Annotated in this window: 20 protein-coding genes; 2 read left to right on the top strand and 18 right to left on the bottom strand. The window is 45.9% G+C overall.

What is annotated here, in order from left to right; genetic code table 11:
* Positions 1–56: 56 nt before the first annotated feature.
* The 13 genes from BTR1S_RS18775 to sppA all read right to left on the bottom strand — a co-directional run bounded on the left by BTR1S_RS18775 (position 57) and on the right by sppA (position 11,283).
* Entirely contained in the window at positions 57–740 is a 684-nt protein-coding gene (locus tag BTR1S_RS18775) for a metal-dependent hydrolase (RefSeq protein ID WP_006637990.1), read from the bottom strand.
* A 39-nt stretch (positions 741–779) separates the two neighbouring features.
* The gene (locus BTR1S_RS18770) at positions 780–1,541 is read right to left on the bottom strand and encodes an SDR family oxidoreductase (RefSeq protein ID WP_006637991.1); all 762 of its coding nucleotides are present in this window, start codon (positions 1,539–1,541) and stop codon (positions 780–782) included.
* Positions 1,542–1,741: 200 nt separating this feature from the next.
* Positions 1,742–1,882, bottom strand: coding sequence for a hypothetical protein (locus tag BTR1S_RS22890; protein ID WP_006637992.1), 141 nt, complete (start codon positions 1,880–1,882; stop codon positions 1,742–1,744).
* 76 nt (positions 1,883–1,958) lie between these two features.
* Positions 1,959–3,338, bottom strand: coding sequence for an argininosuccinate lyase (gene argH / locus BTR1S_RS18765; protein WP_006637993.1), 1,380 nt, complete (start codon positions 3,336–3,338; stop codon positions 1,959–1,961).
* Positions 3,335–4,546, bottom strand: a complete 1,212-nt coding sequence (locus BTR1S_RS18760) for an argininosuccinate synthase (protein ID WP_006637994.1) — start codon at positions 4,544–4,546, stop codon at positions 3,335–3,337. The genes argH and BTR1S_RS18760 overlap by 4 nt, the downstream gene beginning before the upstream one ends.
* A 173-nt stretch (positions 4,547–4,719) precedes the next feature.
* Positions 4,720–5,235 carry a MogA/MoaB family molybdenum cofactor biosynthesis protein gene (locus tag BTR1S_RS18755; RefSeq protein ID WP_006637995.1) on the bottom strand — a complete coding sequence of 172 codons (516 nt, stop codon included), beginning with the start codon at positions 5,233–5,235 and terminating at the stop codon, positions 4,720–4,722.
* Between the two features lie 110 nt (positions 5,236–5,345).
* Positions 5,346–6,533, bottom strand: a complete 1,188-nt coding sequence (locus BTR1S_RS18750) for an acetate kinase (protein WP_029419168.1) — start codon at positions 6,531–6,533, stop codon at positions 5,346–5,348.
* Positions 6,534–6,758: 225 nt separating this feature from the next.
* Entirely contained in the window at positions 6,759–7,745 is a 987-nt protein-coding gene (locus BTR1S_RS18745; protein WP_006637997.1) for a class I SAM-dependent methyltransferase, read from the bottom strand.
* Between the two features lie 83 nt (positions 7,746–7,828).
* Positions 7,829–8,332: a thiol peroxidase gene (tpx, locus tag BTR1S_RS18740; protein WP_006637998.1), complete on the bottom strand. Its 504-nt coding sequence runs from the start codon at positions 8,330–8,332 to the stop codon at positions 7,829–7,831.
* A 134-nt stretch (positions 8,333–8,466) separates the two neighbouring features.
* Positions 8,467–8,922: a GerW family sporulation protein gene (gene ytfJ / locus BTR1S_RS18735; protein WP_006637999.1), complete on the bottom strand. Its 456-nt coding sequence runs from the start codon at positions 8,920–8,922 to the stop codon at positions 8,467–8,469.
* A 12-nt stretch (positions 8,923–8,934) separates the two neighbouring features.
* A complete protein-coding gene (locus tag BTR1S_RS18730; protein WP_029419169.1) occupies positions 8,935–9,618 on the bottom strand; it encodes a DUF2953 domain-containing protein in 684 nt (227 codons plus the stop codon).
* A 124-nt stretch (positions 9,619–9,742) separates the two neighbouring features.
* Positions 9,743–10,261: an RDD family protein gene (locus BTR1S_RS18725; protein WP_006638001.1), complete on the bottom strand. Its 519-nt coding sequence runs from the start codon at positions 10,259–10,261 to the stop codon at positions 9,743–9,745.
* A gap of 14 nt (positions 10,262–10,275) precedes the next feature.
* The gene (sppA, locus tag BTR1S_RS18720; protein WP_006638002.1) at positions 10,276–11,283 is read right to left on the bottom strand and encodes a signal peptide peptidase SppA; all 1,008 of its coding nucleotides are present in this window, start codon (positions 11,281–11,283) and stop codon (positions 10,276–10,278) included.
* A gap of 188 nt (positions 11,284–11,471) precedes the next feature.
* Between sppA and BTR1S_RS18715 the strand changes: the two genes are divergently transcribed.
* Positions 11,472–12,272, top strand: a complete 801-nt coding sequence (locus BTR1S_RS18715; protein WP_006638003.1) for an NAD kinase — start codon at positions 11,472–11,474, stop codon at positions 12,270–12,272.
* A gap of 146 nt (positions 12,273–12,418) precedes the next feature.
* Here the strand turns inward: BTR1S_RS18715 and BTR1S_RS18710 are convergent, their stop codons facing one another.
* The 5 genes from BTR1S_RS18710 to BTR1S_RS18690 form a co-directional block, all read right to left on the bottom strand.
* Positions 12,419–12,847, bottom strand: coding sequence for a MarR family winged helix-turn-helix transcriptional regulator (locus BTR1S_RS18710; protein ID WP_029419170.1), 429 nt, complete (start codon positions 12,845–12,847; stop codon positions 12,419–12,421).
* A gap of 38 nt (positions 12,848–12,885) precedes the next feature.
* A complete protein-coding gene (gene mbcS / locus BTR1S_RS18705; protein WP_029419171.1) occupies positions 12,886–14,475 on the bottom strand; it encodes an acyl-CoA synthetase MbcS in 1,590 nt (529 codons plus the stop codon).
* A 171-nt stretch (positions 14,476–14,646) separates the two neighbouring features.
* Positions 14,647–14,862 carry an alpha/beta-type small acid-soluble spore protein gene (locus tag BTR1S_RS18700; protein WP_006638006.1) on the bottom strand — a complete coding sequence of 72 codons (216 nt, stop codon included), beginning with the start codon at positions 14,860–14,862 and terminating at the stop codon, positions 14,647–14,649.
* Positions 14,863–14,975: 113 nt separating this feature from the next.
* Positions 14,976–16,181 (bottom strand): tRNA uracil 4-sulfurtransferase ThiI, encoded by a 1,206-nt coding sequence (gene thiI / locus BTR1S_RS18695; RefSeq protein WP_006638007.1) that lies wholly within the window; start codon positions 16,179–16,181, stop codon positions 14,976–14,978.
* Between the two features lie 6 nt (positions 16,182–16,187).
* Positions 16,188–17,333 carry a cysteine desulfurase family protein gene (locus BTR1S_RS18690; RefSeq protein ID WP_029419172.1) on the bottom strand — a complete coding sequence of 382 codons (1,146 nt, stop codon included), beginning with the start codon at positions 17,331–17,333 and terminating at the stop codon, positions 16,188–16,190.
* Between the two features lie 197 nt (positions 17,334–17,530).
* Between BTR1S_RS18690 and brnQ the strand changes: the two genes are divergently transcribed.
* The gene (gene brnQ / locus BTR1S_RS18685; protein WP_006638009.1) at positions 17,531–18,868 is read left to right on the top strand and encodes a branched-chain amino acid transport system II carrier protein; all 1,338 of its coding nucleotides are present in this window, start codon (positions 17,531–17,533) and stop codon (positions 18,866–18,868) included.
* Positions 18,869–18,947: the final 79 nt, after the last annotated feature.

Raw genomic sequence — 18,947 nt, 5'->3', positions numbered from 1 at the left:
CATGTTTTCATTTACACATAAAAAAGAGCCCGCAAAGGCCCCATTGTTGTTATGATTTACATGTCGATTGATTCGCCGACTTCCAGCACTTTTCCCACGCCGCCCGGCAGGCTGTCGGCAAAAGCGTGCGGATCCTGTTTGATAACCGGGAACGTAGAGTAGTGGACGGGAACAACCTGTTTGGCCCTGAGCCATTCCGCAGCCAATTTCGCATCTTCCGGTCCCATCGTGAAATTGTCGCCGATCGGCAAAAATGCGAGGTCGATGTGGTTCAATTCGCCGATGAGCTTCATATCTGAGAAAAGACCCGTATCTCCCGCGTGGAAAATCGTTTTTCCTTCCACAGTCAGCAGAATGCCCGCCGGCATTCCGGTATAAACGATGGTCTGGCTGTCCTCCTCCGTATAAGCGGAACCATGGAAAGCCTGCGTCAATTTCACTTTCCCGAAGTCAAATTGGTGTGAGCCCCCGATATGCATCGGATGGACATTCAAGCCTTTCCAGCCGAGATAAACGGCAAGCTCGTTCGGAGCGACGACAAGGGCATCGTTCCGCTTGGCAATTTCCAATGTGTCGCCGACATGGTCATTATGGCCGTGCGTCAGCAGGATGACGTCCGCTCTGACATCCTGTGCTTTTAAGTCTGTTAAAGGATTGCCCGTAATAAAAGGATCAAAAATCAGATTGTGCTTTTCCGTTTCAACTGTAACCACTGAATGGCCATGGTATGTCACTTTCATTTTATCCACCCCTATTTCATATATCATGTTAAACAAAACTTAGAGAGAGTGGCGGTTAATCACGTTCAGACCGCCTGTTGCCTCAATGACCGTTCCCGTAATGTAGTCCGAATTTTCGTCGCAGAGAAACGTAATAATCCTTGCGATGTCTTCTCCTGTTCCCGATCTGCCAATCGGCGTCTCCCGGTCGAGGGAAGCCCGCGCTTCCGATATCGAGGACTCCTTCATGTCCCCGACGATGTTTCCCGGACAGACCATGTTCGCTGTAATGCCTGAGCCCGCTTCCTCGATGGCAATCGTCTTGGTCAGGGACGCGAGCCCCACTTTTGCCGCCCCAAAGGCGGAACGGTGCAGCCAGCCCGGTGCATGGTCGGCTCCCTGAAATCCGTATGTGATGATGCGCCCGAACCGCTGACGTCTCATGACGGGAATGACCGCTTTGAACAGGTGGAAAACAGAGCTGAGATTTCCTTCAAGCATCTCATACCATTCATTATCAGTATAATCCGCTAGCTTCTTCCGCTCAAATATGTATGGGCCGGCATTGTTGATAAGCAGATCGATTTTTCCGAACCGCTCGAGAGCCGCCTTCACCATCTGATGCAAATCTTCCTTTTTCGTGACATCTCCCTTTACAAACTGCAATCGGTCAAGGCTAGACTGCCATTCGGTTTTGAGGCGGCTGACAGCTTCTTCATCCTGTCTGTAATTGACCGTCACCGAATATCCTTTTTCGAGCAGGGCTTCGGTGACTTTACGCCCCAAACCTTTTGAACCGGCTGTAATTAACGCATGGCGCACATCTTTCCCTCCCAAGCATTGGTTCTCTGTATTCACCATCATTGGCATGATATTCTTGTCTATCTATACTTTACTACAAAATCCGGAGGATATCACATATAGAGCATCGGCAATCTTTACAAAGACGGCAGGCCCGGGCAATCTGTAAAAAACGCATGAAAGCTGAAACCACCAGGCTCCAGCTTCATATAAACTCGTTTCTATTGTTCATCTTGATCAGACAGCTGTTCGGCATCATGACCGACAAATCCGCTGAAATAGGCATCAGATATTTGCTGAACGGTTTCCTTATCACCGTCTGCATCATACATATAGGCCTGCTTTCGCTTATCCTGTCTCATTCCCACACCCCTCTTTTCGATTCATAACGTTATTTTGCGTCTGACTTCCTGCAGTTATGAATCAAAACGGGAAGTGTTAAAAATTGTTCAACATCTGTTTCGCTTTTTGCAGGGCTTCCTCTACTTTTTTGAATCCTGTTCCGCCCTCGCTCATTCTTTTTTCGACGGCATGGTGCGGATCGAGCACGACATAGACGTCTTCCTCAAACAGTTCGCTTGCTTGTTTGAATTCTTCAAATAGAAGGCCGCTGAGGTAAATTCCTTTTTCAATACAGGTATACACGAGCTTTCCGACGACTTCGTGAGCCTCCCTGAACGGCATTCCTTTTTTCGCCAGATAATCAGCGAGCTCGGTGGCGTTCGAGAAATCCTGCTCAGTAGCTTTTTTCATCATATTTTGATTAACGGTCATTGTTTTAACCATGCCCGCAAAAATTTCCAGGCTTCCTTCAACCGTTTTGACGGTATCAAACATGCCTTCTTTATCTTCCTGCAAGTCTTTGTTGTATGCCAAAGGCAGCCCCTTCATAATCGTCAGCAGGCTCATCAGGCTGCCGTAAACGCGTCCGGTTTTCCCGCGGATGAGCTCCGCCATATCCGGGTTTTTCTTTTGCGGCATCATGCTGCTGCCTGTGGCATAAGTGTCATCAAGCTCGATAAACTTAAATTCCTGTGAACACCATAAAATGATTTCCTCTGAAAAACGCGATAAATGCATCATCAAAATGCTGCTCGCGCTTAAAAATTCAAGAATGAAGTCCCTGTCGCTGACTCCGTCGAGACTGTTTTCGTAAATTGAATCAAATCCGAGCAGTTCAGCGGAATATTCGCGGTCGATCGGAAACGTTGTCCCCGCAAGCGCCCCGCATCCGAGCGGAGATTTATTGATCCGCTTCAGCGAATCGCGGAAGCGCTCCTTATCCCGTTCAAGCATCCAGAAATAAGCGAGCAAATGGTGTGCGAATGAAATCGGCTGAGCACGCTGCAAATGCGTGTACCCTGGTAAAATCGTTTCAATATGCTGCTCCGCTTTTTCGACAAGCACGCCTTGAAAATTCGAAATGGCAGCCAGAATATGTTCAGTGTGCTCTTTTAAATAAAGATGCATATCGGTTGCGACCTGGTCGTTGCGGCTTCTCGCCGTATGAAGCTTGCCGCCGAGCGGACCGATTTCATCGATGAGCATTTTTTCAAGATTTAAATGAATGTCTTCATAATCGACGGAAAACGCCAATTCGTTTTTTTCGGCTTTTTCCAACAGCACTGTCAAGCCGCCCTTTATTTTTTCCGCTTCGTCTTCTGTTAAAATGCCGCACTTTTTCAGCATTGAAGCATGTGCGAGAGACCCTGCGATATCTTCTTTTACAAGCGTTTTGTCAAAGCGGATCGATGCCCCGAACTCATCGACCCATTTTTCCGGCGTTTTTTGGAACCGGCCTCCCCAAAGCTTTTTCATGCTTTAATCTGCTCCTTTTGTTTAACGATGCTATTCACTTTTGTCGGCAGACCCCACAGTTCGATAAAGCCGACTGCCGCATGGTGGTCAAATGCATCATCTTTTGTGTAGGTCGCCAGCTTTTCATCGTAAAGAGAATACTCGGACTTGCGGCCTTCAACGATCGCATGCCCTTTAAACAGCTTGACGCGGACGACGCCTGTGACATGTGTTTGCGTTTCCTTCAGAAAGGCGGAAAGCGCGTTTTGCAGCGGAGAAAACCAAAGGCCGTTATAAATGACTTCAGCCATTTTTTGCTCGATCAGCGGTTTAAAATGCGCCACTTCTTTCACCAATGTCAAATCTTCCAGCTCTTTGTGCGCCTTTAAAAGCGTGACGGCTCCCGGGCACTCGTATACTTCGCGGGATTTGATGCCGACAAGGCGGTTTTCGACATGATCGATCCGTCCAACACCGTGTTCCCCTGCTCGTTCGTTCAGCTTTAAAATCAATTCTGAAAGGGTGTAGCGAACACCGTCGATCGAGACCGGAACGCCTTGTTCAAACGCAATTTCAACAATTTCAGGCGTATCAGGCGTTTTTTCAAGCGGTTTTGTCAGGTCATACGCTCCTTCAGGCGGTGCTGCCCAAGGATCTTCAAGGATGCCGCATTCATTGCTTCTGCCCCACAAATTTTGGTCGATTGAATACGGACTATCCAAATTGACCGGGATCGGAATGCCGTGCTTTTCCGCATAAGCGATCTCTTCATCGCGCGACCATTTCCATTCCCGGACTGGAGCAAGGACCTCAAGTTCCGGATTCAATGATTTAATGGAAACTTCAAAGCGCACCTGGTCATTTCCTTTACCCGTGCAGCCGTGAGCGACGGCGACCGCGTTCTCTTTTTCGGCGACTTCAACAAGCTTCTTTGCGATCAGAGGTCTTGAAAGTGCTGATACAAGCGGATACTTGCCTTCATACAGCGTATGGGCCTGAAGCGCCACCAAAGCGAAGTTCTGTGCAAACTCTTCCTTTGCATCGATCACGTAAGAATTGACGGCACCGACCTGAAGCGCTTTTTGCTGGACAAAAGCGAGATCCTTTCCTTCACCTACGTCCAAACAGCAGGCAACCACATCATAACCCTGCTCTTGCAGCCATTTTATCGCAACGGAAGTATCAAGACCTCCTGAGTATGCCAGCACTACTTTTTTCTTTTCTGCCATTTTGAAAAACTCCTCTCATCTAGGTGCTTTTTGTATAAAAATAAGTTTTGTTTAATAAAAATACATTTAATATGTATACACTTTAACAAGGAGTCCCGGTTTTTTCAACCTTTTTATAAAAAAAACTTCATTCATTTTTTATGAATGAAGTTTCGCCAATATTCTACAGCTTCTCACTTGATATCTTTTCTCAATTCTCTTATCACATGGGCAAGCTCCGGGACAATCAGTTTTGTCATCGCCAGCTTGACCGCGCCGCTTGATCCAGGCGTCGCAAACACAGCTTTGTTTTGAATAACGCCGGCTGCCGCCCTGGATAAAATCGCGCTTGCCCCGATATCCTCGGTATAGCTCAGCATGCGAAAGATTTCTCCAAAGCCGGGGATCTCTTTCGAAAAAAGCGGAGCAATCGTTTCAATCGTCACATCTCTTGCCGCAATGCCTGTCCCTCCGTTTAACAAAACCGCGTCAACTCGGTCATCCCGGCATCCATCAAGCACGGCGGCCTGAATATCCTTCTTTTCATCCTTTACAATTTCGTAGGAAACGATTTCATGGCCGGCCTCCGTCAAAAATTCTTTCATCAGCCGGCCGCTTTTGTCCGTTTCTTCCGTCCTTGTGTCGCTTACTGTAATGACCTTGCATAACACGCGGCTGGGCGCTTCTTTTTTATGTTCTTCCACGCTCATATACGTCCCGCCTCCTTTTTCTAAAATCTTCTTCATTATAATAGAGAATGCTTTTTTTAAAAATAAAAAACGGCCTCCTCCATTTATGGGGAAGGCCGTTTTCAGAAGCTTTATTGAGCCAGTCTGACAACATCTCTTGCAATCATGACTTCTTCATTCGTCGGAATGATCAAGACTTTTACCGGAGAATGCGGATAGCTGATAAACGCTTCTTTACCGCGGACATGATTCAAAGCAGGGTCCCAGTATACGCCCATGAATTCCAGGCCGCGGAGGACGCGTTCTCTGACCTCTACGCTGTTTTCACCGATGCCGGCAGTGAAAATGATCGCGTCAACGCCGCTCATTCTCGCCGCATAAGAACCGATGTATTTATGGATTCTGCTTGCAAATACTTCAAGAGCCGTTTCCGCGCGTTCATTTCCTTCTTTCGCCGCTTCTACGATATCGCGCAGGTCGCTTGAAAAGCCTGAAATGCCCAAAAGTCCGCTCTTTTTATTCAGCGTGTTCAGAACTTCATCAGCGGTTTGTCCTGTCTTTTCCATAATAAACGGGATAAGCGCAGGGTCGATGTTTCCTGAACGGGTACCCATCGCCACACCTGCAAGCGGAGTGAAGCCCATTGACGTATCGATTGATTTGCCGCCTTCAACGGCAGCGATGCTCGCTCCGTTTCCAAGATGACAGGAGATCAGGCGCAATTCCTTTAGCGGGCGGCCGAGAAGCTCTGCCGCGCGTTCAGTGACATACTTATGAGATGTTCCGTGGAAACCGTATTTACGGATTCCGAACTTTTCATAGTATTCATAAGGAAGGCTGTATAAATATGACTGCTCAGGCATCGTCTGATGGAATGCCGTATCAAATACAGCGACGGCAGGTACGTTCGGAAGGACTTCCTTAAACGCTTTGATTCCGACGATGTTGGCCGGGTTGTGAAGCGGCGCCAGTTCAGAAATTTCTTCAATTTCATGAATCATTTCATCCGTTAATAGAACAGAGTCGCTGAACTTTTCGCCGCCGTGAACGACGCGGTGGCCGATTCCGTTGATTTCGTTTAAATCATTAATGATGCCGTATTTCGTCAGTTTGTCGAGCAGCATTTTTACCGCTACGGAATGATCCGGAATGTCGGTTGTTTCACTCTTTTTTTCATCGTTGACAGAAATGGTGAAAATGCCGTTATCCAACCCGATCCGTTCAACTAAACCTTTTGTTAATACTTTTTCGCTGGGCATTTCGAAAAGTTGAAATTTCAGTGATGAGCTTCCAGCGTTAATTGCAATGATTTTGGACATAAATGACGCTCCTTTTTACCTATAGTCCGGTGATTTTATGTTCAACCCGGATCATAAAAAATATGTATAAAATTGTTCTTAGTAAATTCAAAAAATAACTGCCTTTATCATTTAAACATTCAGAAGAATCCTTTTCAAGCCATGATCTTGTTTGGTAGCGCTTTCAATAAGAAATTATTATTTTCTGAAAATAGAAACAGTCAGAGAATACCATCTCTGACTATTTTAGCTCTTTTTGCTCTTAAACCAATTGTCAAGTTTTGCGGCCATCTTCAGCATCGCCTCTTTGTTGGAAAAGGACGGCAGTTCAGCAAGCAGCACCTGTTTCGGAGCTTTTGCCCCTTCACCCTGCTTTTGCAAAACCAAGATGCTTTTCGCATGCGCCTCATCCTTGAAGATCGATAACGGCAGCTGGAGCACTGCATTAATATGCGCATTGTCCTTTAAAAAGGCGCGGAGCTGTTGACTTTGGCTGCTTTCAAATAAATGGTTTGGAATCATGAAAAATAAATATCCGCCCGGTTTTGTATATGTCAGGCTTTGTTCAATGAATAGATGATGGGAAAAAGAATGGCCTTCTTCCGCCTTCAGCTGGAACGCCCGCGCGCTTTCATCATCTGGATAGTATCCGACGGGAAGGTCACAGATCACCGCATCAACGGGGTCCATAAAAATAGGCTGCAGGCTGTCCTGGTTGAAGAATTCGATTTCTTTTTGCTGCAGGTTCGCCTGAACATAGGCGAGTTTGATGAGCACATCATCAATTTCAGAACCGAAGGCTTTGCCGGCTTCTTCAGAAAACTGGTTTAACACGGCAAGCAGAAGATTGCCCGTCCCTACCGCCGGATCAAAAAGGGTGAGTCCTTTTTTGCGGCCCATGAACTTGTTCACGAGATATCCGATAAACAGGCCGATCGTATCCGGCGTCATCTGGCGGTTCGGATGGGGAACATTTTTCAGCCCCTTCAAGATGGCAAGCTGAAAGGCTTTGCGTATCGCTTCATGGCTGCATTCGGAAAAATCGGCTTTGCCGATTAGTTCTTTCATCTTTTGAGCGGCTGATTCAGACAGCGCGCGGCTTGTTTCTCCTGAAAAAAACGCCTCCCCCGCTTCTGCCAAAGCTTCTATGTATGGAATATCCAGGTCGCCTGCAATGATTCCCGCTCCTCCGTCAAGCCATTCATATATGGTTTCTACTTGATTGTTTTGCATGCTGTGTCTCTCCTTATCAAAAAATCAGAGCCATGAAAAGAGCTCCGGGGAGATGATCACCTGGAGCCCTTTTTAACGTTCATTTACTTCACAAGCGATTTGGCAGCTTCAATCGCTTTTTCATAATCCGGATGATTTGTCGCTTCACTTACATATTCGGTGTATACGACTTTTCCGTTTTCATCTAGCACAAAAACAGCACGGGCAAGCAGTCTCAATTCCTTGATGTAGACGCCGAATGCTTCCCCGAATGACATCTCCCGGTGATCTGACAATGTTTCCACATTTTCAATTCCGTTTGCTCCGCACCAGCGCGCCTGGGCAAAAGGAAGATCCGCGCTGATCGTATACACTTTCACTGAACCGAGGCTTGCGGCTTCTTCGTTAAAGCGGCGGGTCTGTGCATCGCAAACCCCCGTATCAATGGACGGTATCACCGATATAATGGCGGGTTTGCCTTTGATGTCTTGAAGCGTGACTTCCTCAAGCGAATTTGACAGTACCGTAAAATCAGGAGCCTGGTCGCCAGCATGTACGTCAGAGCCCACCAATGTAACAGGGTTTCCTTTAAATGTTATTGAAGCCATCATCATTCCTCCTTCACTTATGTATGACTCTACTATAAAAGAGTTTAGGCCAAACTGCAAAGTTTAAGTTTGGCCTGTACCAGAAAAAAGTTAACTGCATCAATAACAGTTAACTTTTTATGCTGATGGCTTTTTTAAAACGGCGGATTGTTTTGACGATTCATTTGCTGTTTTTGTTTGTCGTTTTTCTTGAACATTTGCTGAATCCGTTCGATTGTTTGCGGAGCGGAGTCTAAAATCTTATCAATGACGTGCGTGTTTTCATCCAAGTGGAGGATTCTTACGCCGGATGTACCGACAATCAAAAACGCAATCGGAGTAATCGATACGCCTCCGCCGCTTCCGCCGCCAAACGGAAGCTTCGCTTCTTTACGCTCGCGCTCCCCGTCGCTTGATTTTGATTCCGCCGGTTTATTGCCGCTGAATTCGCTTCCGCCGGCCGCAAAACCAAAGCCTACTCTGGAGACGGTTAAAATGACGCTGCCGTCAGGTGTTTCTACAGGATCTCCGATAATGGTGTTGACATCAATCATTTCTTTCAAATTTTCCATGGCGGTTTTCATCAAACCTTGAATTGGATGTTCAGCCATATTCCATTCCTCCTATACTGATGAGTCATTCTTTGTTGAACCTGACAGATGTTTTGGCAGCTTAAACAAGCCGCGCATTTTCCCTTTCCAATTAACCACGATTCTGAAAGCTGCGATTATAGCATGTCCAACGCGAAAATGGAATATACATGTCAGGTGTGTTTTGGAGAATGGGCTGTTAAACACGGGGATCACCTGGTACTCCGGACGGCGGTCAAAACAAAAGACCTGATCCAAAATCGCCACCGTAGCGGATTTTACCGACCATGCGGCGCCCGTTGCAATCCCGGTTAGAGCGGCGTCGGGAAGTCCGAGAACCGACGTCCATTCCATTTTGGTTACATGAATATGCTTCATAAATTTCAGGACGATCGGTGTAAGATTAACGATTTGTTTGACAACGTTTTTGATTTGGCGACCATTTTCCAGTACGTTCTGATATCCGACTTTTCTTTTCTTTTGCTTCCTGTCGGCAGCCGTCTTCGTCCGCTCTTTCACATTAACGCTCATATCCTTTTGATTGACTTTGATCATCGGAATGTCTTTTTTGATGCGAAGGAGGCCGAAACCCGTCCGAATGTTGATGGTCAGCCGATCATCATCATTTGTATGAAGATACTCAACAGACACGCGGATTTTCATGAACCAAACAGCAGCAAGAAGAGCCAATGCCACCGCTATCCATATGTACACCATGATTTCACTTCCTCTTATACTAGGCATTATGGGATAAAAGAAAAAAAAATAAACGTGAAAGATCGCCGCAATTTCCCTGGCAGCACCAAAAACCCGGCTTCCTCCAGCCGGGTTTTTGAATCGCTTATTTATTTTTCCGGTACAATTTTTCGTGAATGACCGCGGTATCGGCAACGAAATCATGGATTCCTTGTTTCTTTGGCGTAAACCCGCAAATGATATAGGTGATATACAAGCTGTTGATATAGCGCCCAATCACTTCTCTGAACAGGATGACATCCCAGGTCAGCCCTTTTTCAGGGACAAGGGAAACAACCTTCAGCCCGAATACCATTTTGCCCAATGTTTGCTTGAAGTATCTGGTCATGAGGGCAAAATAAGCGAAAAACACGACAGCACTCGTTATCGAATACAGCGAAAAAGAGAAAAACCCTGTTTCTTTCGGCAGATTCAGCAAACTGAAAACAGGAGATATCAACAGGCGGTTGATGCTGCCTATGACAATTCCGTCAAGCAGAAAAGCCCAGCATCTGATCCAAAAACCGGCATATGCATGCTCAAGCGCCGGGGCCGATTGCTGCCGGGAATCATCAGCTGGCGCAGATATTTCATGATGATCCTTTCCATCATAAGTCATATCCATTTTTCGGTCCCCTCCTATTTGGCGTAAAGATACATCAATCTTGGTGCGCCGGATTGTGAAATTGCTTCCTTAATATTCAAAAAGTCCGCTTCGCTCTTAAATATTTTGTTTGCGCTCATTGAAAGGAAAGACGACAGGCCTGTTGATTCTTTATAGGTGACTACAGATGCACCATCCAAATTTTTATGGTCTTTTTTCAACGCTTTTACCGTATCTTCGTAGTAGCCGAGTTCATCAACCAAATGGATTTTTTTAGCCTGGCGCCCGTCATACACCCGTCCATCAGCGATTTTCTTGACATCGGCTTTGGACATATGGCGCCCTTCTGAAATAACGTCAACGAAGCCTTCGTAGGAATCATCGACCATGGCCTGCATGATCTCCCGTTCCTTTTTCGTCATGCCGCGCGTCGGGGACATAATGTCTTTATATTCACCACTTTTAATTGTTTCAGTTTTCAGGCCCAATTTTTCAGCAAGCTTGCCGTAATTCATGCTTTCCATAATGACCCCGAGAGAACCTGTCAGCGTATCCGGCGCCGCGAAAATTTTGTCGGCAACCGTTGAAATATAGTAGCCTCCAGATGCCGCCATTGACCCCATTGAAACATAAATCGGCTTTTTCGTTTCTTTTTTGATTTCTTCGAGTTTCTTATGTATTTCAGCGCTTTCGTATACTCCGCCTCCCGGAGAATTCACGCGCAATACAATTCCTTTTACTGCGGAATCATCTTTGGCCCTTTCGAGCATTTTCAAAAATGATCTGTGATTGTATCCGTCAGAACCGAGCAGGCTTCCGCCATCGCCGTTGTCGGCAATTGTTCCGTCAACTTCAAGGACGGCGATTTTGCTTGAACCGCTCCCATGTTCCAATACCGTTTCTTCCTGTCCGTCGCTTAGTCCAAGCTGCATCTTACTGTCCTCTCCGAAATTTTCAAACACCGCTAAAACAAGGCTCATGATCAGAGAGCAGCCAAAAATGGCCAATGCAATCACGAGCGCTACCCATCGTTTGGGATTCATGTATTCTCCTCCTTTAATTAAAAAAAGCTGCATGTCATTGTACGTATATGAAGGGAAAAAGTTCGATATGAAAGTGCTTCATATACAAGAAATGTGCAGGACATGGTAAACTAGGGTCACAGGTCATTTTAACATATATGTTGGATGGCAGAGAAATCTAAATTTCACAGACAAAGGGGAGAATGGGTGTGACAGACCGCCGAAACATTTATTTCTTTTACAAGAAAAATTCGGAAACAGATGAACAGTGCAATATGCTCAAACAGCTTGCCACAGAACACGGATTTCAAGTCGTTGACGATCACCGGCAGGCCAACATTATCGCAAGTATCGGCGGGGACGGTACATTTTTGCAGGCGGTTCGGAAAACGAATTTCAGGGACGACTGTCTGTATGTGGGGATAGCAAAAAAGGGGAAGGCTCATTTATATGCGGATTTTAATATACATGATACAGATAAAATGATAGAAGCGACAAACTCGGAACAAATAGAAGTCAGAAAATATCCGCTGATCGATGTAACGGTTGACGGGACCAACCGATTTCAATGTCTGAATGAGGTGTCCATCCGCTCAAGCATTATTAAAACGTTTGTGATGGATGTGTTTATCGATGATCTTCATTTTGAAACCTTCCGCGGCGACGGAATGATCATCTCAACACCGACGGGCAGCACGGCCTATAATAAATCCGTCGAGGGAGCGGTTGTCGATCCGAAGCTGCCGTGCGTACAGGTGACAGAGCTCGCATCATTAAACAACAACACCTACAGAACACTCGGATCGCCGTTTATATTAAGCGCAGACCGCAGACTCACATTGAAAATCGTCCAGGATGGAAATGATTATCCGATCATCGGCCTTGACAATGAAGCTTTTAGCACGATGCACGTGAAAGAGGTCGACGTCAGCCTGTCCGGAAAAGTGATCAAAACGATCAAGCTGAAGGATAATTCATTCTGGGAAAAAGTAAAGCGTACGTTCCTTTAAAAAACTGGAAGCCTTTTCATAAGAAAGAGGCAAGCGCTAAGCGCTTGCCTCTTTCCGGATTATATATCGGCATTCATTCCCGGGAGGACTTTTGAAGATGGATTGTGAAGCGAAATCTTCACTTTGATCTTCTCTGCCACCTTTTTTTATTTGCTCCATTTTTTGAAATCCCGGTTCAGCCGGGTTAAATTGGCCTCCAATACAGACAGGTCTTCATCAGGCCATTCTTGAAGAACTTCGGCATATACCTCATAGCGTGCCTTTTGCACCTTATGAAGAATGTCAATGCCTTCATGGGTCATCTCCACAAGGCTGATCCTGCCGTTTTGCGGATCGGGAAAACGCTTGATCAGTTTCTTCCGCTCCAGGGCAGAGACCTGCCGGCTCGCAGTTGAAAGATTCAGCATCAGCTTATCAGCCAGCGTATGGATGGCAAGAGGACTTTGCTTATCAAGCTCACTCAAAAGCAGGTATTCCGAACGGTCCAAACTTCCAAACCGCGGACTGTAGGCCGTCGTCAGACGCACCAAGAGCGCGATCTCCTTTTCGATTTGTCGGAGTGAGTCATGACTCAAAGGATATCCCCCCTTAATATTAAATGGGTTGCCGGCATTTAACGGTTTTCTCCCGTTTTTCTGGCGATTTCCCGTTCTCTTAATTCAAAACGCCTGATTTTCGCAGACGGGGTTTTTGGGAGCTGATCGATAAATTCAATTTCCCGCGGGTATTTATACGGTGCCGTTAATGCCTTCACATGGTTTTGCAGCTCTTTCACAAGGCTTTCATCTCCGGCGCCTTCTCGTAATACAACGTAGGCTTTTACAATGGAGCCCCTGATTTCATCAGGACTCGCAACAACCGCGCATTCTTTCACGAGCGGATGCTTGATCAGCGCGTCTTCAACTTCAAAAGGGCCGATCGTATATCCGGAGCTGATAATAATGTCGTCATCGCGGCTTTCAAACCAAAAATAGCCATCTTCATCTTTCCTCGCCTTGTCACCGGTGATGAAGTAATCCCCTCTCCTTTGCAGAAGCGTTCGTTCCGGATCTTGATAGTATTCTTTAAACAAGGCCGGCGTACTCAAATGAACGCCGATATCCCCTGTTTCGCCGGCCCCGCAGATTTCCCCGGCTTTATTTACGATTTCAACGATGTTGCCAGGTGTCGGTTTGCCCATACTTCCAGGTTTGATTTTCATTCCTTTGAGGACGCCGACGAGCAGTGTGCTTTCTGTTTGTCCGTATCCGTCCCGGACTTCGACACGAAAATGTTTTCTGAACGTGTCAATGACTTCCCTGTTTAGCGGTTCACCGGCTGAAACAGCGCTATGTAAAGAAGATAGATCATATCCCGACAGATCATCGACCTTCGCCATAAAACGGTACTCTGTAGGCGTACAGCAAAGCACATTGATTTGATAGCGGTCGATTAGGTCCAAATACGTTTCCGGACGGAATTTTCCATGATAGACAAACCCGGTTGCACCGCTCCCTAACACGGCCAAGAACGGACTCCATACCCATTTTTGCCACCCTGGGCCCGCTGTCGCCCAGACGAGATCATTTTCCCTGATATCAAGCCAGGCGGAAGCCGTTGTTCTTAGATGAGCGTAAGCCCAGCCATGTGTGTGGACAACGCCTTTCGGCTGCCCCGTCGTTCCAGATGTATAGGATAATAGCGCGATATCATCACGGCTCGTATCTGCCGCCCGGAAGGAAGCCCCATCGCTTTTTTCCATTTCCTCAAGGAGATCCGGCCAGCCCTCTTGGTTTTTCCCGACTGAAAAAGTTTTCAGTTCTCCTTTTGCCTGCACATCCTGAAAGGAATCAACAAATGAAGAATAAAGAATCGCGCCTGTAACACCAGCATGCTTGATCCTGTAGTCCAAATCTTTTGCCCGGAGCATTTCAGAGCATGGAATGATGACCATTCCCGCTTTTAAAATTGCCATATATACAGCATAAGTTTCCAATATGCGGGGCATCATGACGATTAGTTTATCACCTTTTTTAAAACCGGAACCGGTCAGAACGCTGCCGATCTGATTTGCTTTATCAATCAGCATCTCATATGTCCAGGCAGCTTTGCGTCCTGCTTCGTCTTCCCAGATTAAAGCGGTCTTATTTGAAACGGATTTGAATTTTTCAATTTCATCCATCGCATTATACTTTTCCGGAGCGATTAACTCTTCTCTTTTCACACATTACATCTCCTCATGGTCTGCCATCTTTTTATTATACATAACCCGGTATGCATTCGAAAAACGTTTTGTTTTTATGTATCGCTGCTGAGAAGCTGCTGCTTGGGTGTAACATAAATAAAAAGAGTGGGGAAAACCCCACCCATTATCCATTACTTTTTAATTTTTGAATTACTGAGGTGTGCCTCCGCCCATTTGTTGTTGAGCGAAAGAAACTAAACGCTTAGTGATTTCTCCTCCAACTGAACCGTTTGCACGAGAAGTAGTTTCCGCTCCAAGGTTAACACCGAATTCAGAAGCGATTTCGAATTTCATTTGGTCGATAGCTTGAGCAGCTCCTGGAACCAATAGTTGGTTAGAATTGCTTTGTCTGTTGTTTTGAGCCATGTGTTCTCACCTCCTTGTGAGTATAGATTGTGTCAAAACACATGACTTCATGCAAAGAATGTTTGGTAATTGTATGCAAAACAAAACGCTGCCCGACCTAAATGAATATGCTGTTAAAAGAAGTCGGCAAACTTCTCTTTCACCTCTGTTTTTCCCTTCAGCACAATTGTTTCCGTCTTTTCTACGGCTTCTTTGATGAGCGGCTCGAAGTCTGTATAGCTTTCAAAATGCTCGATTTTCTCTTTTTTCGGACGCGTTTTCGGCGCTGACGGCGTAAAGATCGTACAGCAGTCTTCGTACGGCCTGATGCTGATATCGTAGGTGCCGAGTTCTTTCGCCTTTTCGATGATTTCGGTTTTATCCATCCCGATCAGCGGACGCAAGACCGGCGTACTTGTCACAGCATTGATGGCATACATGCTTTCCAGCGTTTGGCTGGCGACTTGTCCGAGGCTTTCTCCCGTAAAAATAGCCAAGGCGTTGTTCTGTTCGCGAAGCTTGTCTGCGATCTGGAGCATCAGTCTGCGGGTCGCTGTCATCGAATAGTTTTCAGGAATTTGTTTTTGGATGAGCTCCTGCGTTTTGGTAAACGGAACAATGTGAAGCTTGATGTCCCCGCCGAACGCCGTGAGCCTTTCCGTAAGATCGATAACCTTTTGCTTGGCGCGCTCGCTTGTGTATGGCGGACTGAAAAAGTGAACGGCTTCAATCTCAAGGCCGCGCTTCATGGCATAGAAGCCGGCAACAGGGCTGTCGATACCGCCTGAAATCATGAGCATTGCTTTTCCCCCGCTGCCGACCGGAAGTCCGCCCGCTCCTTTTTCATCACGGAACGTCAAATAAGTGGCATCTTCCCTGATCTCGATCCGGAGATGAATGTCAGGCGAGTGGACGTCAACGGTCAAGCCGTCTGTATTGCGCAGGATATGGCCGCCGATTTCGGCATTCATTTCATTGGTGTCTAATTCAAACTGTTTATAGGCTCTTTTTGTCGATACTTTGAACGTATCACCAGCTTTGTACTGCTCTTTGACAGAGGCAAGAGCCGTCTCTTTAATGCTGTGCAGGTCTGTCGGACATTTGACGGCAAGGCTGAAAGACTGAATGCCGAACACGTTTTTTAAGCGGGCTGTCACGCCTTCCGCATCTTCTCCGTTTAATGTAAGGGTCATTCTGTCCCTTGTTGATTCATAGCGGATGCCCGTATAATCACGCAAGACCATTTTAATGTTTCTCTTCAGACGATCGACAAAAAGGCGTCTGTTTTTTCCTTTTGTTGAGATTTCTCCAAAGCGGATTAAAATGTAATCATATTTCATGTTTCTCTACCTCATAATTCCTTTTAGTTTGTGTACACTTTCTTTTAAAGCCGTCATAAACGGCTCGACAATCTCTTTGTTCCCCCGGTAAGTCATGCTGATTCTGATGCTGCTCGCGGCCGCCTGCTCTCCTTTCCCCATAGCCAAAAGCACCTTGCTCGGCTTATGCTGCTTGGATGAGCATGCGGATGTCGTCGAGACAAAAATATCCCGTTCCTCGAGCATATGCAAGAGGACTTCAGCTTTGATTCCCGGAACAGAGAAATTAATGATATGCGGCGCGCTTCCTTCTTCCGGCGTATTTAATATAACATCTTTTATCTCTTTCAGCTGCTTGATGAAATTTTCTTTTGCCGATTTCATCTCTTCTATATATTCGGCGTAATCCTTTGAAGACAAATTGATGGCTTTTGCGAGCGCAACCGCGCCGGCTGTATTCTCAGTCCCGGCCCTCCTGTTGTTTTGCTGCTGGCCGCCTGAAATCAAGGGAAAAAGAGACATTCCTTCTTTTAGTATAAGAGCTCCTGTCCCTTTTAAGCCGTGAAATTTATGGCCCGATATTGTACAGAGATCAATGTCTGCACGGGCGATATCCAAAGGCACCTTGTTAATCCCTTGAACATGGTCGACATGAAAGTACGCCCTGCTCGTCCTTTTTACGATTTTTCCAATGTCTTCTACCGGCTGAATCACGCCTGTCTCATTATTCACATGCATGATGCTGACAAGAATCGTATCTTTACGGATCGCTTTTTCCAGCTGGTCAAGCGAAACGCGTCCGTCCCGGTCAACAGGAAGGTACGTAATATCAAAATCGAACGCCGTTTTCAGCTGTTCCAAAGACTCGGTAACAGAAGGATGTTCAATCGAAGAAGTGATAATATGCTTTCCTTTTTGGCTATGTGCCAAAGCAATGCCTTTCAGCGCTATATTATTGGCTTCCGAGGCCCCTGACGTAAATACGATATCATAACCGTTGACGGACAGGGCCGTTTTAATTTGCTGCCTTGCTTCATTCAGCAATTGATCGGCTTCCACTCCGTGGAGGTGCATTGATGATGGATTGCCAAAAAAACGCTGACTCACTTGTTCATAAGTTTGTAATATTTCAGGGTAAGGTTTAGTTGTCGAACTATTATCAAGATAAATCATAATTCTTCTCCTTTGAAATTGAACGTTCTTTTTCATGACTGTATATGTTATCATATCAACTTGCACTTGAAAAATTAATTATAAAGTGTTTGACTTCTCTGATATTTAAAATATAATAGTCTTTGGACTTTTGTCATATTATATTTTTAAAAAATAAATTGACAGAAAATTTTAACAAAAGCAGGAGGTTCTTTTTAATGAAAACTTCACTATCCGCTAAGGAAACGATAGCGATCGGGCTGATGTTGTTCGCTCTCTTTTTCGGAGCGGGAAACATGATTTTTCCTCCGCAGCTCGGCCAAGCTGCTGGAGAAAACGTATTGCCGGCCATCATCGGGTTCTTGCTGACAGGCGTCGGCCTGCCGCTTCTCGGCGTCATTGCTGTAGCCCTTACCGGCAGTGCAAAAGGGCTTGCGGATAAAGCACATCCCGTCTTCGGTACGATTTTAATCGTCAGCATTTATTTGACGATCGGACCGCTGTTTGCGATCCCAAGAACGGGAAATGTGTCATATGTCATTGCCGTTGAGCCGTTTTTAGGAAAGCAATCATCAGGTATTTATCTGTTTATTTTTACATTAATATTTTTCGGCATCACGTATTTCTTGGCATTAAATCCAAGCAAGCTGGTCGACCGGATCGGTAAAATTTTAACACCGATATTATTGGCAGTTATTGCAATATTAGTCATTAAAGCATTTATTACGCCTATGGGCGAGATCGGAGCTGTTACGAAAGCTTATCAGTCCGCTCCGCTGTTTACCGGATTTTTAGAAGGCTATAAAACAATGGACGCCATTGCATCGATCGTCTTTGCCATCGTCGTCATTACGGCGATTAAAGAACGCGGTGTTACAAATCCAAAATCAATCGCCGCTTCTTGTATAAAAGCGGGCATTGTTGCCGCAGCGGGTCTTGCATTGGTATATGTTTCTCTCGCTTATCTCGGAGCGACAAGCGTTGATACGGTCGGCTCCCTCGATAACGGCGGGCAAATATTATCAAAGGCTTCCGCGTTTTTGTTCGGTTCATTTGGTAATGTCGTACTCGGTGTCGCCATTTTGTTCGCCTGTCTGACAACAAGCGTTGGACTTGTTTCATCGTGCGGAGAATATTTTTCAAAGCTGATCCCAAGCCTATCATACAAAACAGTCGTAATAATCGTCTCCCTGTTCAGCTTGGTGATTGCCAATTTCGGCCTGAATGAAATCATCTCGCTTTCAGTGCCGATTCTTTCAGCACTGTACCCGCTTGCGATCGTCGTGATTTTTCTGTCATTTATTGATAAGCTGTTTAAAGAACGCCGTGAAGTGTATATCGGCACGACTTTGGCAACAGGTATTTTCAGCATTATCGACGGCTTGAACGCCGCAAAAATCCCGTTGGGCACGTTAAATGAATTTCTGGGACAGCACATTCCATTTTACAGCTTCGGGATCGGCTGGCTCATCCCGGCCATCATCGGCGGTATCATCGGATACATCTTGACGTTCTTTATTCCTGTGAGCCCTGACCGCTTAAAGAAAGTGAGCTAAATTGAAAAAACCCCCCGTTTCATAAAGCGGAGGGGTTTTTCAATAGAGACGCTGGCCGCAGCGACATATAGGACAAAAA

Origin of the sequence: Bacillus sonorensis NBRC 101234 = KCTC 13918, assembly GCF_001592005.1 — a bacterium.
GTDB lineage: Bacteria > Bacillota > Bacilli > Bacillales > Bacillaceae > Bacillus > Bacillus sonorensis.
This window is presented reverse-complemented; position numbering and strand designations above follow the sequence as displayed.

Coding starts and splice junctions, on each gene's coding strand:
- BTR1S_RS18730 (WP_029419169.1), bottom strand. CDS start 9,618: ATGGTGTACATATGGATAGCGGTGGCATTGGCTCTTCTTGCTGCTGTT.
- BTR1S_RS18700 (WP_006638006.1), bottom strand. CDS start 14,862: ATGGCTCAAAACAACAGACAAAGCAATTCTAACCAACTATTGGTTCCA.
- BTR1S_RS22890 (WP_006637992.1), bottom strand. CDS start 1,882: ATGAGACAGGATAAGCGAAAGCAGGCCTATATGTATGATGCAGACGGT.
- BTR1S_RS18690 (WP_029419172.1), bottom strand. CDS start 17,333: ATGATTTATCTTGATAATAGTTCGACAACTAAACCTTACCCTGAAATA.
- BTR1S_RS18745 (WP_006637997.1), bottom strand. CDS start 7,745: ATGCAAAACAATCAAGTAGAAACCATATATGAATGGCTTGACGGAGGA.
- BTR1S_RS18760 (WP_006637994.1), bottom strand. CDS start 4,546: ATGGCAGAAAAGAAAAAAGTAGTGCTGGCATACTCAGGAGGTCTTGAT.
- BTR1S_RS18750 (WP_029419168.1), bottom strand. CDS start 6,533: ATGTCCAAAATCATTGCAATTAACGCTGGAAGCTCATCACTGAAATTT.
- tpx (WP_006637998.1), bottom strand. CDS start 8,332: ATGGCTTCAATAACATTTAAAGGAAACCCTGTTACATTGGTGGGCTCT.
- ytfJ (WP_006637999.1), bottom strand. CDS start 8,922: ATGGCTGAACATCCAATTCAAGGTTTGATGAAAACCGCCATGGAAAAT.
- brnQ (WP_006638009.1), top strand. CDS start 17,531: ATGAAAACTTCACTATCCGCTAAGGAAACGATAGCGATCGGGCTGATG.
- argH (WP_006637993.1), bottom strand. CDS start 3,338: ATGAAAAAGCTTTGGGGAGGCCGGTTCCAAAAAACGCCGGAAAAATGG.
- thiI (WP_006638007.1), bottom strand. CDS start 16,181: ATGAAATATGATTACATTTTAATCCGCTTTGGAGAAATCTCAACAAAA.
- BTR1S_RS18775 (WP_006637990.1), bottom strand. CDS start 740: ATGAAAGTGACATACCATGGCCATTCAGTGGTTACAGTTGAAACGGAA.
- sppA (WP_006638002.1), bottom strand. CDS start 11,283: ATGAATCCCAAACGATGGGTAGCGCTCGTGATTGCATTGGCCATTTTT.
- BTR1S_RS18725 (WP_006638001.1), bottom strand. CDS start 10,261: ATGGATATGACTTATGATGGAAAGGATCATCATGAAATATCTGCGCCA.
- BTR1S_RS18755 (WP_006637995.1), bottom strand. CDS start 5,235: ATGAGCGTGGAAGAACATAAAAAAGAAGCGCCCAGCCGCGTGTTATGC.